The following is an 18,456-nucleotide window of genomic DNA, read 5'->3' as shown; positions in this document are numbered from 1 at the left end:
ATGTTCACCATGACAGGTGATCATTCTGGCACTTACAGCACCATCCTGATCACCTGTTGTTCCACGTTAGAAAAATACTTTTTATAGCCTCAAATGCTGTTGGTCGTTCGCAATGTTGACCACAATGCTTTCATTGCCTTTCCTTTAGGGAAAGCAATGTATTCCGGCTCAATTAACGACGGCCGCCAGCTCATTTTATATTGGCGTTGCGAAGCAGCAGGATAAACAATGCCGCCTTTTGATGACATCCATTTGGCAATTTTATGGAACATTGCCGAGTCGTTGAAGCAGCTCTGCTCTTCAAACTCCACCAACGGCGTGAAGCCCAAATGAAGATAAGAAACTGCCCCCTCAGCCAAGAAGTCATTAATCGCTGTTTCATTAATAAACTGCATGGTTCCATCGGGTATATCCGGTTTTTTTCGAGATAAATTATGAAACCATCCCGATGTCTCCCCCCAAGTGTAACTATAAACGATATATGCCTGAATCTGTTCTCCCCGAGTTGCAATATATACTCTGTGCTCACCTGAACTCACTTCTACGGTGTTGAAATCAATCACCAGTTTTCTCAGGGCCTTTGCATGTTTTTCCTTCAACCAAAGCTGATTAATATGTTCTAGTTGTGGTTTAAGCCGATAATATTCCTCTTGTGAGCAGATCTCTCGAATAGAAATTCCTGCTCTTCTGGATTTACTAATTTTATTTCTAAGCTGCTGGAAGCGTTTGCCTTTCATGCTATATCCATCAAGGAGCACTGAATAACTCGCCCCAAGTTGGTTAACAAAAAAGCCGTTATTCCTCAACAGCGAAAAATCACTCTCATCACCATGCAGAAACACCGGAAAAGCCCGTTTTTCTTTGGTGAAACGGAGAAATGACTGCAAAAGTTCAGCTCGTTCTTCGCCAGGAGCCAAAATGCCACCCACACACATATGCAGATTTTTGTCCTGGAAAAAACCGATAGCCCCCTTTTGATTGGTAAACCAATGTGTTTCAGTATTGAACAACAAGCTACTCAACGGGTGCCTGGAATAGCAAAGCACTTTTCTGAGATGATTGTTGCCAAGAACACCCTGAGCGTTCCCAGTGGTAATAACCTGAGGAACATCAGGCAACATGCTCATAATGTTCACCTTGATCATTGCGGGTATATTGGACAGGGACGAACCCATGCTTTCTTGCAATATCCCGGATAGTGAGTGCGTCATTGTAATCAATAGATTTACCGATGCTTTGATGCACACTGACTCCTTCAAGTGCGACAGCAATAGTTTCCGACAAACAGGCGAGATTTACCCCCGCAGGCACGTCAATCAAGTTGCAATCGCTATAGGTAACTTTCTCAGGTTGATGAACCAAACCGCCCTCGTAAATGTGACGGTTACCATCACGAATAAAATCGAAAGGTCTGGCTGCATCAAAAACGATGGCAGAGCCTTTCAGATAATGGGTATTTAAGAAAGGTTTACCTTCGCTGGTTGCTGAGACGATAAAATCAGCCTGGCTTAAGGATTGTTCATAACTCTCTATTACTTCCAAACCAAGAGTTTCTATGACTTCAAGAATTTGTTCATGCAATACACGAGCATCTGTCACACCCGGGTTTTGTTTAAACAGCCATTTTCTAATTTTATCCATAACTGAATCTGGCTGGATAACATCACGAGTTTTTAACACCGTGGAAAGCAGTGCCTTAGTCAGCTCAGAGAGCAGTACTCGTCCTTTGTTAGGTCGGCTAACCAGGATAATCCGGCCAAAGTTATGGGCCAAGCCAGTGACTGACAGCCTGCCAACGGAGCCTCTGGCACCAACCACCGCCAAAGTTTGCAGATGTGCATTTTCGGTCAGCATTGAGCGGATACCTTCAACTACCGCCATCGCTGTCAGAGAGTTACCATTAGTCAATATCCGGCCCTGCCGATTATTCACCAAGCTATTACCTCCGTCAGTAATAACAGAGGTGTAAGCACCTAAACCGACAATTTCCGCGCCATTTTTCTCCGCCAAATCAAGGTATTCCTTCATCAGAGCAGCCCGTTCTTTGGTTGGCAATGCCATCATATCTTCAGGGCTGATAGGTGAGAACAAAAGCATGCCATTGACGTATGCCGTTGAGCTTTCAACACCAAATTCAACAGCGATATCAGGATTAAAATCAATAGCAGAAATTTGCATGATCCAACTACCAAGTTGTCTCTGCTGTTCCGGCGTATAATTTTCCTTTATTGACAGGCAATAGGAATGCGCAAATTCATTAACCGAAGTGGAATGAATCAAGAAAGCGAATTTCTTCCCCTCAACCAATTGAGGAATAGGCGCTTTAATCTGGGCAATACTGTTGTTTATTGAAATAGGATAACTGACCGCAGGTGGCGGTAGATCCGTTATAGGCATGTCTATCAAGTGCGCAAATAAAACATCATATCGCCCATTCCGAACCAAGTTACATACTTCATCAAAAGCCGTAAAAAATGTCTTAATATCTTCTTTAGAAACGTTAAGCGGTGGCTCAAAACGTACAGAGCAAGGGCGAGACATTAACGGCATGGTGAAAATACCGTAGTGTTTCAATAAGAAACTACAAATGATATAAGCCAGACCACCACTTCTTTGGCTAAAGTTGATAAATACGTTGGCAACCGCTTTACTGTCCTGTATTTCAAGGCCACGCATCAACCCAGCACCTTGCCAACAAAAATGTTCTGGATATTTAGCCGATAATTGTTCAAGGCATTCATCAACATAACGGCTAACTTCCTGAACGTGCGTTAATGCCTTGCCATCATCTTTAGTCAGATGCTGGATAACAGCAATTCCCATCGTCGCAGCCAGTACATTATTGGCAAAGGTGGAGCTGTGTTTCTTATCGAACTCAGATAAATAAAGTTCATCTGAATACAACATCGCACCAATAGGCGAAATACCTGCACCCAGCGCCTTAGAAAACAGAATGACATCCGGTTTCAGAGAGTAAAGTGTGGCTGCGCAGAATGCCCCCAACCTGCCTATACCAGTCTGAACTTCATCAAATACTGATAATGTGCCATTTTCCTTACACAATTTCAGAATACTGGACAATGTATCCGATGGAATGACTTTCATTCCACCTTCTCCCTGCACTGGTTCAATAATAAATGCAGCGAATTCTCGGCTCTCCAGTTTTCTTTTGATGTCAGCTAAATCTTCACTATCAACATGTTCATACAGTTTATCATCGTGAATGAAATCAGCTTTAAACCGATTTGAACCTGTAGCAGATAACGCCGAATAAGTTTTACCGTGGAAACTACGATGTAAACTCAAAATACTTTTTCTGCCAGTAACCAAGCGCGCAAACTTAATCCCAGCTTCTACCGTTTCAGCACCACTATTAGTAAAAACGCAGTGGGTATATTTCTCCTTGTCTATTTGCTCAGAAAGCATTTCCGCCAATAACCGTACCTTGTTGTGAATATTGGGCTGAACAAAGATAGGTTCTTTATTTTTAATGAATTTGTCGACTTCGGAGATAGCGAAATCGGGATTATGCCCAAATGGTAATGCACCATATTGAGCCAAAAAGTCCTTAACAACCCGGCCATCCGATAATGTAAGCTGGTTATTCTCAGCAGACTGAATATCCAACTCAAGGCCCACAGAGTTTAATAAACTCTCACGATATTGATTAACAAACATAGTTCTCTCTCTTTTTTTATAGGTGCACAATGTCATGCTGTAAACAGCATGGGAAAATACTTGAGTTAAAATAGGTGATCTAAAAAGTCATTAAATTTGCTGCATTATTTGGCTAACCATCTGGAATTCTCCTATAGGATGAAATTTGAATAACTGTACAGCAGAATAGAAATTCATAATTTCTGGCGTTGTCATGACCTGAATACCACCGCAACATCGGAGTATAAAACTGGCGGTTTCTTCAAGGATCTTTTCCAAGGTATAACGCAATGCAAGGATGTTACGAATAGCATTTTCATCCCGATGAGCATCATGAGCTATAGTTAGCATCTGACCAAGAATAGCATTAATCTTATAATCAGCTTGGGCTAGGGTATATTTAATTGGTTGCTGTTCTGCTACTTTCTCCGGAATAAAACGAGCAAGCCCATTCAGAATTCCTGAATACGTATTAGCAGCAAAGTAATTAAATAGTGATAAACCGTAAGAAAGCACAACCTGCTGCTCAATCCCCTTATAGTGGGAAAGTAATTGCGGCGAAACTTCGGTATCAGAAAATTTAACTTCTTGATTATCACTTTCAGACAAAATCTTTAACCGCCAGAAAGGAATAACATTAATATTCTGTGCTGATTTAGAAACCAATACTACCCTCATCTCATTGTCATTATCGGTATCGCTGACCGATAGCACATAATAATCAGCAATCGAAGACAGAGAACAAGGTTTCTTCGAACCATTAACAAACAGCTTTCCTTCCTTAGAATGCATTTTAAGTGCTGGTGCAAAAATATTTGTCCCTGGCAGACCTTCAGCAAAAGCAGAAGCGACCAGCACTTCTGAAACCATAACTTCATTTAATAATTTATTATTATCTTCGAATATGTCGGGAAATTTAGCACAAGCCAACACAATATGATTATGCATGGTTAAGGCAATACCGACTGAGGGCAGCCATGATGACACCTCACGGATTGTATTACCCACCTGGCAAAGTCCTTTTATATTGGATTGAGCCGCTAAACGCAGGCATTGTGAAGCGGCCCCAGAACCCAATAATAATTTCTTCAACCCATCAGGTGTTAAGTTCTGGTATTTCTCGCTACCTTTCCTAATTTCTTCAACAATATCTGTCATTTTCAACTCTCCTCTGAACACCCAAACAGCTCACTACAAATTTTATATCTACACTAAACCCATATATTCAAGGCGTGACTGCTGCATCTGTTCAACCAAGAAATGAGACAATTCAAGTCGGGACTCCACAGTAGATTCGGACAACAATACCCCTGGTGCCAGCTCATAACCTTCAATAAAGCGCAAATTGCTTTGCATACCCCGTTGATAGAACGTCTCACGCTCCACAAACAGATCATCAACAGACACCTGATTCCACAACGCCAATCCTTCTTCTATACATTCGAGGGCCGGTTGCTTTAGAGAACTGTCATTTTCGATAGCCGTTTTGACAATATTTGCACATACGGTCAGATGCCTTAATTCATCAGCGTTAGCTCTGGCTTGTGTCTCGGCAGCCGCAATATCAAAGGGCCGCCACTTGATTTCACTTAGCTCTGAAGTGGGTGCAAGCACACCTTCCAGAACGACGGTAATGATCAGCACTCCTGCGATGTAGTCATTTTTCAACACCACCCACTTGTCAAAATAGGTTCTCAATGTCTCCAACATATTGGTCATTTTCCCCCGTAAGAGGCTTTCCATTTTGTTAGTCACATTATTGATATCTGCGAAGCCTATTTTGACCAGATGTTCTCTGAATAATTTGGCATGCCTGCCTTCGTCAAATATTTGGGTCAGCATATAATCAAAGTTAATGTTGTCTGGAGCTTTATCTGCAAGCAACAGCAGGGCTTTAGTCGCTTCATATTCTGAAATCGATTTGAAAGAAAGCTCCCTAATCAGAGATTCCCGTAAATCGCCTGGCAAATAGGTTAATTTAGGATCATTGGCGTAGCTGGTTTTTTTCCTTTGTTCAACCTTTATCTGTTCAGCAAACCATTCATCTAATCCCCATTCCTGAGCCTGCATTTCTATTTCCGATGCCTGTTTAATTAAACCCATGATGTCAATTCCTCTTTAAATAACGTATCTCTCTGTGATAATTTACTTCAATGAACAGTTGGCTGCTTAAACACATTAATTGATAACTTAGGAAAATTTCCCAGTATGCCTCTGTCTAAACAGATATGAACAAATAATGCAATAATGCTGTAATTATCCTTAAATAACCATAACCAGACCAAACTAATTATGCTAAGCGTAAACACATTGTGGCAAATATTATAAACAGTATAAAACCCCGGGGGAGGAACCACTTTTTTATTCAGCAAACTCCAGATTCGCCCTGGGTAATAGCCAACAATATCAATCAGAAAAAATAACAAAATAAATTGCCACCAGCTTATATAATCCTCAAGTTGCCAAGTCAGAAATAAACTAATAAAAAACAACCCAAGAAATTCCCAACGTAGCATTTTCAATGTGTTAATCATTTTTATTCTCCAGCATTTTTCTCTTCATGATTTTAATAATCTCCCCTGGCTGCTTAATCCAGGCACTATGAGGATTACCCTTAACATCCTGGGCTATTTCGCTAACTTCTGAGTGAGGTATAAGCCTTGCTAATTCCTTAGTAGATTTTAACGGAGCCCAATTATCTCCTTTGAAACATATATAAACAGCTTTGGATAAATTATTATTCTCTTTACCTTTATAGGCACTAACATGATAGTAATTTCCCGTACAGGCAGTTTTGGACCAGTCTCTCATCAACCCCTTAGCTTCTCTTATGCCAAAACCAATCTTTTTCCCAGGAAGATAACCATATAATGCCGTCAGAATGCGAAAAATAACGGCGGCTGTTATTATCTGTATCTGCCCCATGCCCTGCCAATTCTTGTACCACACGTTCCCTGTCGCCACACAAAACAGAGAAAACGGTCTGTTAGTTGAGCAGGCAAAAAGCGTCGCAATATGCCCACCAAGGCTGTGGCCAAAGACAATAGGAATTTCTTTAGCATTTAATTCAACAGCTTTGTCTAACATTGCCGGAAGATAATCCCGCAACAGATCGGAATAGTTATAATCATCTTTTCTGTTGGGTTTAGGTTGATTGTCCCCATAGCCTGGCATATCAGCAGTCACAACCTGAAAATCCTCTTTTACCAGTTGCTGTATCAGAGTTTCATATTTCCTGATTTCTACACCAATAGCCGGTAACAATACAATAACCCTACCATTACTATCTCCCCGATAAATCTTATACTTACAGAGAAACTTACCAGCTACTTCAAAACTATCACCTTCAATACTATTTTTCATATATTCGCGCTTCCATTGACCTCATACCCCAGTGACGGGTACTGGAGATAAGCTCTCCAGAAAAACATTCGTGCTTTGAACGCCACAAATGTTAAATGCTCGTCTCTCTCTGGGGCATTGGTAATTTTAGAATTTATTATTAACTAATATAAAGCCCCTTATACTTTCTTAGTAACAGGCTATAGATAAAGCAAGGAACATATCCTATTTTACAAATTCTTCGCTGGAAAAATTATTTTACATGCTGCTTATAACCTAATTTCAGAAAAAAACCATTTCATATATATATTAATACATTGCGTTATGAATTAATAAGAATATAATATCCAATCTCGTTAGGTCTATTTTTTGATATTTTTTGTCAGGGAAGTACTGAGTTAAAAGGTAAGAGATTATATTAAAAACTCACGCCACATTGATTATAAAACAAGCTATCATGGGTATTTTTTTAAAACAATATCCTAAGTTCACAGCATAACGCTATATATTTTAATTTTGCTATTTAAGTTATTGTAATTAAAAATAAAATCACAAAATAGATGTTTTAATTAAACCGCATTTTCATACTTGTCTTATTGTTTACAAACCTTTTAACGCAATAATAATCTGACTAATCAGAAAAATAACAAAATAAATAGATTTCAAAATTAGATTATTATAGAGGACGGAAAACATGATAACGAATTTAAATCTCATGATTAACCCCTCCCATTATAATAATAGTGATCTATTTCCAAAAATATGTATTTAAAAATTCATTTATTAATCATAACTTATTATTTTTCACATAATTAATAACGTTCCATATTGTTTTTTACAATTAAAACAAGTTAATCAGAATAATTACAATTAATTCAAAATAATATAAATCACCGTCATTAATAAGGATAGTTTTCCTTTTGTAATCATACAGAAAAAATTAAGATTATATTTTTATTTTCATCAATCACCAATGAAATTATTTAACACCCTCTATTCAGATATATTATTTATACATTCTTACTACTGGAATATTATTACATTGTGAGGCAATCTTTAAAATAGGGGTCTTATTTCCCTCCATCCTGAAAAAATCACACGAATAAATCATAATTCATCCTGTGATAACGATTTTTCTTAAGTATTGGTCTAATCCCTACGATTTTTTCAGATCTCAATGACAAGCAGTATTCTCCACACATCGGATGAGTGTTTTTCTGGTTTATCGTCCATAATAAGAAATGAAAATGAATTCCATCTTATCATTCAGAGGGTATTTCGATGAGCACTGCCGTTACCATTAAAAAAACAAAAAGAACTAAGATTACGGCGAATAATGCTGCTGCTAACGGGCAGGTACAGTCATTAAGTCGCGGACTGACTCTTTTGGAATATATTTCCGAGTCACCAGGCGGTATCGCACTGACTGATTTGGCACAACAAGCCGGATTACCAAACTCCACCACTCACCGCCTTCTCACCACCCTACAACAACACGGTTTTGTCCGTCAGGTTGGCGATTTAGGGTTGTGGGTTATCGGTTCACACACTTTTATTATCGGTAGTAGTTTCTTACAGAGCCGCAATTTATTGGCACTTATTCACCCTATCCTGCGTCGCCTAATGGAGGATTCTGGTGAAACCGTTAATTTAGCCATTCTTGATCACAGTGAATATGAAGCGGTTATTGTCGATCAAGTACAGTGCAATGCATTGATGAGAATGTCCGCTCCTATTGGGGGTAAGTTACCTATGCATGCTTCCGGGGCTGGCAAAGCATTCCTTTCAACATTATCAGATAACCAACTGGTTCAGTTACTGCATAAGAAAGGGCTTCATTCTTACACGCCGCACACCAAGACAACGCCTTCCAGTTTAAAAGAAAATCTGGAACAAGCACGTAAACAAGGGTATTCGTTCGATGATGAAGAACATGCTTTAGGTCTGCGTTGTATTGCAGCCTGTATTTATGATGAGCATCACCAAGCCTTTGCAGCTATTTCTATTTCCGGCCCAGTCTCACGGATCACTGATGATCGTATCACTGAACTTGGTGCATTAGTTATCCGGGCAGCAAAAGAGATCAGTAAAGAATATGGCGGGATTCGTTAATTCTTTTTCTTAAATTATCATATGATTCTCAGGGCATTGATTTTTTCGTGCCCTGTCTTTTCAGACCAATAAATTCAACTTAATTTATTATCCCTCTGAAAACATTATCGGCAATATAGTAGAATAATAGCAAAACCATTTAACCAGTTTATAAATAACATCAGTAAAAATAAGATAAAGAATCCGAAAATAATAACATTTCCAGATTCTTATATAACAGAAGAATTAGTTAATGGGTCATTAACTAATTAAACCACTTTTGATAAATTCCAAGTGCCTGTTCCATTATCTCGATTAGAAAGAATTGAGGTATATACCTTATATAATGAGCCATTAACATTGGCACGGTTACAAGTATCGAGGAATCCTCCATGTGCGTTATTATAACCATTAAGAAAACGGATTATATTGCCTTCACGGACTCTACCATCATATCCATTGGTTGTATCTGAGAAAATATACCATGTCAGGCTCTCAACCGGACGTGCTACTTTATCAGCTGTATAAACATTATAGAGTTCAGGTGACTGCGCATAACCATTAGTACCAAGATATCCCCCATTATTCTGGTAAAGATTGACAAGAAACACGATATCACTACTGTAAACCTCTTGCCCTATGCCTTTTCCGCTCGCAGAAAAAATTTGCCATGTACCCGTACCTGTACCCGGAGCGCGATTCGGCGAAGCAGCCGTGTATACGTTATATTTTGCTCCTTGTGCGGTTGCATAACCATTAGTGTCCAGATAGCCACCATTTCCAAGATAGTTATTTTTAATATGAATTTTATCACCGTATAAAATTACACTAGCCATTATTATATCCTTAAATACTTCCACGAAGTTATATGAGAACCTTACTTAATTAAGAGTCAAAAATATCAATTATTTTTCCAGCCATTAACTGTGGCTAAAAACCCTTGATTTCCAAACTCTATAAAATTATAGAACCTCCACAAATAAGTGGATCTATTTTTATTTCTTAAAGCAATCATTAAATATATATTTTTAACTCACATCCCAATTATGCTTTCCTAATAATTAATATATTTCATATTGAATTCCAGGTTTATTTTTATTAAGAATATTCACACCCCGCACAAGAAAAACAAATAGGAATGAATTTATATTTAACTTAGGGAAATAATTTAATGAGGATAATAATGTACCCAATAGATTTCAAGTTGCAGCGCGGCGGTAAGTGAAAGCAGCCAACAAAGCAGCAGCTTGAAAGATGAAGGGTATATTAACTATTGGTGAAAATGGCGGTCGCTAACAGCAAACGCCAATTCCCAATAAAATCAGGCTGAAACTTTGGCAATAGAGTAAGTTTCTATCTCAGTACGTTGACTAAACCGCTGTTTACGACGATAGGCAAACACATCTTCCACATGACCACTTTTGATCCGTTCCTGTAACGCCCGCCAGTAGTTTGCTTTAAATAAATCACTATGCATCTCTTCAAAATAACAGCGAACCCGACTGTCAGTGCAAAGAAAATGCCGGAATTCTTCAGGAAAAATATCATTTGGCGCCACGCTGTACCACGGTTCACTGGCAAGTTCATCTTCCGGGTAACGCGGTGGTGGTATATCCCGGAAGTTAACTTCCGTCATATAACAGATTTCATCATAGTCATAGAACACCACGCGTCCATGCCGTGTCACGCCAAAGTTTTTAAATAGCATATCTCCAGGGAAAATATTCGCCGCAGCAAGTTGTTTGATTGCATTACCATACTCTTCGATAGCATCTTTCAGTTTCTGTTCATCCACCTGTTCCATATAGATATTCAGCGGTGTCATCCGGCGCTCCATATACAGATGCTTGATAAGGATCTTACTCCCGAGATCTTCCAGTTTTTCTGGTATTTCTTTCTGCAACTCGTCCATCAGTTCAGGGCTGATGCGAGCTTTATCAATAACGAAATTTTCGAACTCCTGTGTGTCGGCCATCCGCCCCACGCGGTCATGTTCTTTGACCAGACGGTAACACTCCTGTACCCGCTCTTGAGTGACATCTTTTTGTGGCGCAAATCTATCTTTAATCACCTTGAAGACTCTATCGAGTGACGGTGAAGTAAACACCAGCATCACCATCCCCTTAACACCAGGAGCAATCATAAATTGCTCTTTAGAAAAGGTAATGAATGCTAGATATTCCCGGTAATACTCTGTCTTACCATGCTTCTGACAGCCAATAGCCATATAAAGCTCAGCCGTTGATTTGGCAGGCAATATTTCTCTTAACCATTCAACTAACGCCGCAGGCAAGGGAGCATAAACCATAAAATAGGAGCGAGCGAAACCAAATACAATACTGACATCAGCATGATCGGTTAGGCAGGTATCAATAAAAATTCCGCCGGATTCGTTATGATGGATCGGCAACAAGAAAGGATAAACTTTATTTCCAATTCGAATCTTACCCACCAACCAAGCCGCTTTGTTGCGATAGAACAGTTCATTAGCTATCTGAAAAGTCGCCTGTAATATTTCTCCATCTGGAAATGTGCGTTGTAGATAATTCGTGATATAACGAATATCTCTCTCTAGATCTTCCCAAGGCAGACGCAGTGGCAAATCATTAAGCATTGTCCGTAGCATTGAATTGAGATTGCCATCAGGGAAAAAGTCTCGCGATAACGGACGGGGAATATCCCGAAATCTGCGAACAGGCTGGGAAGTAAAAATAAATAACTTATCTGGCGTCAAGTTACGATGTTCAAATAGACGACAATAAACAGAGTTAAAAAAGCTCTCTGCAATTTCAAACCGGGGATAATCCGGTAATAAATTGGTATAAACAACCTTTACCTTAGCAAGGTAATCTTCATCGTATCCGAAAACACCATGTATACATTTAAGCTGTTCAACAACCAGACCAACGTGGTGATCATAAAGATTAATACGCTTTTTCATGGCCTGCTGAACAGCGTGCCAATCAGCCTGTTCAAAGCGTTGCTGTGCGCCTGAAGTTACTTCCAGAAAGCGGCCATATTGTGCATCGAATCCCTGTAAAATAGTCTGTGCTATCAGATGTGCAGAATCTATCCCCATCGCAACTCCTCAATATATTCAGCCTGCAACAGGCAGGCTGAATAGAATCAGAAATGGAACAATCAGAACTGCTGTTCCTCCGTGGAACCTGTCAATGCGGTTACTGACGATATGCCACCCTGAATAATCGTGGTGACTTTATCGAAATAACCGGTGCCAACTTCCTGTTGATGAGAAGAGAAGGTATAACCCCGTTCAATGGATTCAAACTCTCTTTCCTGTACTTTCTCCACATAATGCCTCATGCCTTCACCCTGCGCATAAGCGTGTGCCAGGTCAAACATGTTAAACCACATGCTATGGATACCCGCCAGAGTAATAAACTGGAATTTATAGCCCATTGCTGACAGTTCATCCTGGAAACGCGCAATAGTTTTATCATCCAAATTCTTTTTCCAATTGAATGATGGAGAACAGTTGTAAGCCAGTAACTTACCGGGATATTCAGCGTGAATCGCCTCAGCAAAACGACGAGCCATTTCAATATCAGGTGTTGATGTCTCGCACCACACCAGATCAGCATACGGTGCATAAGCTAAACCACGACTAATGGCCTGATCGATACCGGCTCTGGTACGGAAGAATCCTTCAGTAGTCCGCTCGCCAGTAACAAACTCACTGTCATAAGTATCACTATCAGAAGTCAGTAGATCAGCGGCATCAGCATCCGTACGGGCAATTAACAGTGTTGGTACGCCAGCAACATCCGCAGCCAGACGCGCAGCAACTAATTTCTGAATAGCCTCTTGTGTCGGAACCAGAACTTTACCGCCCATATGACCACATTTCTTCACAGCAGCCAGTTGATCTTCAAAATGGACCGCCGCCGCACCAGCCTCAATCATGGCTTTCATCAATTCAAAAGCATTCAGGACACCACCAAATCCAGCTTCCGCATCTGCCACAATTGGCAGGAAATAATCGATATATTCCTGGCTATCAGTACCAATACCATTTGCCCATTGAATCTGATCTGCACGGCGGAAACTATTATTAATACGTTTTACCACCGCCGGAACCGAATCCACCGGATAAAGAGACTGATCCGGATACATGCTGGATGCCGTGTTGGCATCAGCCGCAACCTGCCAACCAGAAAGATAAATCGCCTCAATGCCCGCTTTTGCCTGCTGTAATGCCTGCCCACCGGTCAATGCACCCAATGAGTTCACATAACCTTTCTTTGATTTACCATGCAGTAATTCCCATAGTTTTTTGGCACCAAGTTGTGCCAATGTATGCTCAGGATTAACCGAACCGCGCAATTTAACCACATCTTCCGCGCTGTACGGACGAATAATCCCTTTCCAACGGTCACTTTTCCATTCCTGTTCCAGTTGAGCGATTTGTTGAGTTCTGGAGATTGTCATGACGTCTACTTCCTATCTTTCATTAAATTAATCGGATATGGTGTTTTGTTATTATTCGTTGCTTAATCGAGCAATTGATATCCCGGTAAAGTCAGAAAATCTATCAGCTCGTCCTGAGTCGTAATGCGCTCCATCAACTTAGCCGCATCGCCAAATCGCCCTTGGCTGAAACGTGTTTCCCCAACCTCTTGCTTAATGACTTCCATTTCCTCTACCAACATCTGTCTGAACAAACTTTTTGTAATTTTTTTACCATTGGATAATGATTTTTCATGATGAATCCACTGCCAAATGGATGTCCGGGAAATTTCTGCTGTCGCAGCATCTTCCATCAAGCCATAGATAGGTACGCATCCATTTCCTGAAATCCAAGCTTCAATGTATTGAACCGCTACGCGGATATTGGCGCGCATACCTTCCTCAGTACGATCTCCAGAACAAGGTTCCAATAATTGAACCGCAATAATAGGTGCATCTTCTTCACGGAAGATATCCAACTGGTTTTGTTGTTTCCCCAATACCTTGTCGAAAACCTCCATTACCGTATCCGCAAGACCTGGATGTGCAATCCATGTACCGTCATGACCATTACGTGCTTCCAACTCTTTATCCGCTCTAACTTTATCCAATACCCATTTGTTGTGTTCAGTATCTTTGCTGGGAATAAAGGCCGCCATTCCCCCCATCGCAAACGCACCGCGCTTATGGCAGGTTTTGATCAATAAACGGGAATAAGCACTAAGGAAAGGTTGATCCATCGTGACTGATTGACGATCAGGAAGAACCCGATCTCCATGGCTTTTCAGTGTTTTTATATAGCTGAAAATGTAATCCCAGCGACCACAATTAAGACCAACAATGTGATGACGGAGGTGGTAAAGAATCTCATCCATCTGGAATACAGCAGGCAGAGTTTCAATCAGCACCGTTGCTTTGATTGTACCTCTCGGCAGATCAAAGCGATCTTCTGCAAAACTGAATACATCATTCCACCACTGTGCCTCATGGTAAGACTGAATTTTCGGTAAATAGAAATAGGGGCCACTGCCCTTTGCTAGCAATTGCTTATAGTTGTGATAAAAATAAAGAGCAAAATCAAACAATCCGCCGGCAATTGGCTCTTCCTGATAGAGAACATGTTTTTCCGGTAAATGAAGCCCTCTTACTCGGGCGATCAAAACAGCAGGATCTGATCGCAACTGGTATTGTTTACCCTGATCATTAACGTAAGAAATTGTTCCATCAACAGCATCACGTAAATTGATTTGTCCTTCAATAACCTTATCCCAAGCCGGTGCTAAGGAATCTTCGAAATCCGCCATGAAAACTTTTACATTAGCATTCAAAGCATTGATAACCATTTTCCGTTCTACCGGTCCAGTGATTTCTACTCTGCGGTCACGGAGATCTGTTGGAATATTTTGAATTTCCCATTCACCATCACGAATGGAACTGGTTTCCGAAATAAAATCAGGCAATTCACCATTATCAATTTTCTTTTGCCAAATATCCCGATCGGCTAATAATTTTTTCCGAGTATCAGTAAACCGAATAATCAGATCCACCAGAAAATCTACCGCCTGCGGCGTCAAGATCTCCTGTTCTGCTGCACAAAATCGCTTAATAAACGATAATTCAGTCGCCAAAGTTTGCTGCGTCATCCATCCATCCTCACTTTAAAACACACCTGAATAAGAGTAATAGATATTTAAAATAAATCAAAAACGATTTCCATTTTTTAAAAAATTTATTTTTATTATATAAAAAACAATTAGTTAAAAACAAAAATAACTATTTTAAATTAGAGAAATTGATTCCATAAAATATAGAGTTACTTTATTAAGTTTTTGTTATGTAAGATCAATTACAAAAAGTGCGGTATTTTGGCAGAGATGAGAAAAAATCAGGGTGGTAGAGTGGCTGAAATCCAGCCACCCAGAAGGTATTAGTCCAGTGTTGGATTCATGTAGGTAAGATCATATGGCGTAATCTGGTACACATAGTAATTCAGCCAGTTAGAAAATAATAAATGCCCGTGGCTACGCCATGATGCCAGTGGTTTTCTTTTTGGATTATTATCCGGGAAATAATTTATTGGGATCTTTGGATCTAAACCTGCCGCTAAATCACGTAAGTATTCACTAGCCAGTGTTTCACTATCATACTCAGGATGGCCGGTGACAAATACCATACGTTTATCTTTGCTAGCTAATAAGTATACCCCTGCATCTTCAGAGCTGGAAAGAATATCCAAATCAGTATGTTCACGGATAATATGCTCAGGAAAATCTGCATAGCGGGAATGAGGGGCAAAAAAAGACTCATCAAAGCCACGAGTCAATAATGCCAGAGGGTCCAGAGTGGAGTGAGAATAAACACCGGATAATTTCACTTCTCTGGTAAATTTGGGCAAACCATACAAAATATTCAATGCAGCTTGTACAGCCCAGCAGATAAACAGAGTCGAAGTCACATGTTCCTTTGCCCAACTCATTATTCTTTCGATCTGTCCCCAATATGCCACATCTTCGAATTCAACTAATCCCAATGGAGCACCAGTGACAATTAAACCATCAAAATTTTGGTGTTTTATCTGTTCAAAATCACAATAAAAATTGTCCAAATGCTCAGCAGGCGTGTTCCTGCACTTCCGGTTATCCACCCTGAGCAGTTGAATATCCACCTGTAAAGGTGAGTTGGATAGCAACCGTAAAAATTGATTTTCAGTCTCAATTTTCTTTGGCATCAAGTTAAGCAGCAATACCTTTAACGGACGTATATTTTGAATATTTGCACGAGTAGATGTCATCACGAACACATTCTCGTCTCGTAAAAAATTCACTGCAGGTAGTTCATCCGGTATACAAATTGGCATGCTATAACCTCGACTTTTTATCCATTCACACGTTTAGACTTCTAGATAGCTAAATCTAACTAAGTATTAGCAGAATGTCGAGGCTTTACAAGTAAGCTGAAATTATTTCATTTTTGGTCATATCATGATGTTCAACGTGATAATAGATAATAAATTTTTAACATTTAAATTTGGAAACAATTTGAATTTCATTTGTCACATAGAAAAGAAATAAGGCAGATTAATTCAATTACGAGATGAAGCACCTTAAAATTCAATGATATTTTCGGTAAAAATGGGTGTCAAATTCGACTAATAAGCTACCGTCTTGATGGTCAAATTCTGATAGCATAGTTTTCATCATATGATTGCTGCGTATTTAGTACTCCGTAGCACAAATGAACTAACTTACGCATCGCAGCTCCTAAAGCCAATATTTTTTCCTTTCCTTTATTAATCGATTATATAAATCATTTATATGGGGGTTAAAACGAATTGCAGTTAGTACAGACATAAACAACTTAGCACGGATTTCAGCAGGACCCGTTTTAGATAAGCGCACTCGACCATGCACCAATGTGCCTGACTGCTTTGCTTTTGGGATAGGGATTGAACAGCTTTTCTCATACCGGTTACGTTCACGCTGGATATCCTCTAATAACGCGTCCCGACGGCATAGGAGAGCCTTCAATTCGCGAATTTCTATAGGAGACAGACATCGGGTTGTTTTAATGCGCTGTAGCAGGCTAAAATAGAGGCATCTACTTTGTCTGTTTTAGTCAATATCCCCATACCTTTAGCAAAATCACGCATGCGTAAAGGATTAGCGATTGCAATCCTTCCCCCAGCCTGATAAAGGTCATAAGCCAACCGTTCATGATAGACTCCAGTGACTTCCATAACGATATTTGCTTGTTGTAGGGCAGGAATATGCTTAGCTAACCACTCTATTAACATACAGGCTGAATGCGCATTATTCAGAAGGGATTTTGTTTTGCGTTTACCTTTAACTCCATCATATAACAAGCAAATATCCAGTTTATTCTTGCTAACATCTATTCCGACATAATACATGATAACCCCCTCTCTTATTGATGCCATCACGCCAATTTCACTTGTATATATAGAGTCATTGCTCTTGGTTACCGTTCAATATTGGTGCTGGCGTGGAAAGTGAAACAAGGGCTTTAGCTTATTAACAAAATCTCGCTTAAATGTGCAATCTGAGGTTCACCTTGTTTCTTATGATGGTAGCTAACCACCATAATTACTATGATACAAGTGCATTTTTTCAGAAAGGCGTTCTGTTAATATAGCAAGCATCTTTACCTCAATCATTTTTTAATAAAGCTAAAAAAACGGCCAAAGAAATAAAGAATGAATAAAACGATTAATTCTGCGGGACTTAATTTTTAAACAGTTGGGTGATTATTCGAAGAGATATAAAAGGATATCTTTCCATCATGAAAATATTTATAGTCTGATTTAAGGGAATGATTTATAGCACCTTCTCAGGACTACCAATAGTGAAGGCTTTATACCCATTTATGTTGTACTTACTATGCGAAACCGCGGGTATATTTAATAAAAAGAAATTAAGAAATTAAATTATAGTCTATAACACTAAAGTAATATACCTCGCGAAAGGAACAATATTACTTAACAAATCAGTTTAATTATTAATATTGAACCATGAGATTTATATTCAAAGCCGGAATATACAGATCTTTCTCTGGCAACAAGCCAATTTAAATCAAATTCCAATGATAAATATAGTGATAATATGGTTATAAAAGAGATAGGAAATAACGATATTCTAAAAGAAAATGATAATAACGGACTAACTGTAGCATGTCATGCCCCCTTAGTCTATCCGCCTGCAGAAACCGGGTTTCAGTTATTTTTCGGGCCGGCTATGACTATAACGGGTTTTGAGGATCCACAGGCAGACAATAAAGAGGGTCAATCCGAAACCGCTAAGCGCGCGTTTCCGCATCCCCCTCCGCCCGTGCCCTGCCAATCCCGGGCGTCAGAAACGGTTCTCACCGTCCTATCCCCGGTTA

Annotated in this window: 12 protein-coding genes and 1 pseudogene; 2 read left to right on the top strand and 11 right to left on the bottom strand. The window is 39.6% G+C overall.

Annotated elements, in window-relative coordinates; genetic code table 11:
- Nucleotides 1-89: 89 nt before the first annotated feature.
- The 5 genes from C5469_RS17400 to C5469_RS17375 all read right to left on the bottom strand — a co-directional run bounded on the left by C5469_RS17400 (nt 90) and on the right by C5469_RS17375 (nt 7,020).
- Entirely contained in the window at nt 90-1,127 is a 1,038-nt protein-coding gene (locus tag C5469_RS17400; RefSeq protein WP_166309405.1) for a DUF2156 domain-containing protein, read from the bottom strand.
- The gene (locus tag C5469_RS17395; protein ID WP_166309403.1) at nt 1,111-3,678 is read right to left on the bottom strand and encodes an aminotransferase class III-fold pyridoxal phosphate-dependent enzyme; all 2,568 of its coding nucleotides are present in this window, start codon (nt 3,676-3,678) and stop codon (nt 1,111-1,113) included. The genes C5469_RS17400 and C5469_RS17395 overlap by 17 nt, the downstream gene beginning before the upstream one ends.
- A 90-nt stretch (nt 3,679-3,768) precedes the next feature.
- Nucleotides 3,769-4,815, bottom strand: coding sequence for an acyl-CoA/acyl-ACP dehydrogenase (locus tag C5469_RS17390; protein WP_166309401.1), 1,047 nt, complete (start codon nt 4,813-4,815; stop codon nt 3,769-3,771).
- Between the two features lie 48 nt (nt 4,816-4,863).
- Nucleotides 4,864-5,760 carry a hypothetical protein gene (locus C5469_RS17385; protein WP_166309399.1) on the bottom strand — a complete coding sequence of 299 codons (897 nt, stop codon included), beginning with the start codon at nt 5,758-5,760 and terminating at the stop codon, nt 4,864-4,866.
- A gap of 423 nt (nt 5,761-6,183) precedes the next feature.
- Entirely contained in the window at nt 6,184-7,020 is an 837-nt protein-coding gene (locus C5469_RS17375; RefSeq protein ID WP_166309395.1) for an alpha/beta fold hydrolase, read from the bottom strand.
- A 1,260-nt stretch (nt 7,021-8,280) separates the two neighbouring features.
- Here C5469_RS17375 and iclR point away from each other — a divergent pair.
- Nucleotides 8,281-9,111 (top strand): glyoxylate bypass operon transcriptional repressor IclR, encoded by an 831-nt coding sequence (gene iclR / locus C5469_RS17370; RefSeq protein WP_166309393.1) that lies wholly within the window; start codon nt 8,281-8,283, stop codon nt 9,109-9,111.
- Between the two features lie 248 nt (nt 9,112-9,359).
- Here iclR and C5469_RS17365 read toward each other — a convergent pair whose 3' ends face one another.
- From C5469_RS17365 to C5469_RS24535, 6 genes and pseudogenes are all read right to left on the bottom strand, one after another.
- A complete protein-coding gene (locus C5469_RS17365; protein WP_166309391.1) occupies nt 9,360-9,926 on the bottom strand; it encodes a hypothetical protein in 567 nt (188 codons plus the stop codon).
- A 485-nt stretch (nt 9,927-10,411) separates the two neighbouring features.
- Nucleotides 10,412-12,169 (bottom strand): bifunctional isocitrate dehydrogenase kinase/phosphatase, encoded by a 1,758-nt coding sequence (gene aceK, locus C5469_RS17360; RefSeq protein ID WP_166309389.1) that lies wholly within the window; start codon nt 12,167-12,169, stop codon nt 10,412-10,414.
- 62 nt (nt 12,170-12,231) lie between these two features.
- On the bottom strand, nt 12,232-13,539 hold the full coding sequence (gene aceA / locus C5469_RS17355) for an isocitrate lyase (protein ID WP_166309387.1): 1,308 nt from the start codon (nt 13,537-13,539) through the stop codon (nt 12,232-12,234).
- 62 nt (nt 13,540-13,601) lie between these two features.
- A complete protein-coding gene (gene aceB, locus C5469_RS17350) occupies nt 13,602-15,200 on the bottom strand; it encodes a malate synthase A (RefSeq protein ID WP_166309385.1) in 1,599 nt (532 codons plus the stop codon).
- 284 nt (nt 15,201-15,484) lie between these two features.
- Entirely contained in the window at nt 15,485-16,414 is a 930-nt protein-coding gene (gene metA / locus C5469_RS17345) for a homoserine O-acetyltransferase MetA (RefSeq protein WP_166309383.1), read from the bottom strand.
- A 314-nt stretch (nt 16,415-16,728) separates the two neighbouring features.
- Nucleotides 16,729-17,467 (bottom strand): annotated as a pseudogene (locus tag C5469_RS24535) (IS110 family transposase).
- Between the two features lie 709 nt (nt 17,468-18,176).
- On the opposite strand from C5469_RS24535, the gene C5469_RS23260 reads away from it, so the two are divergent.
- On the top strand, nt 18,177-18,456 hold a 280-nt coding region (locus C5469_RS23260), incomplete at its 3' end, for a hypothetical protein (RefSeq protein WP_207629128.1).

The sequence above is a fragment of the Photorhabdus cinerea genome, assembly GCF_011189575.1.
GTDB lineage: Bacteria > Pseudomonadota > Gammaproteobacteria > Enterobacterales > Enterobacteriaceae > Photorhabdus > Photorhabdus cinerea.
This window is presented reverse-complemented; position numbering and strand designations above follow the sequence as displayed.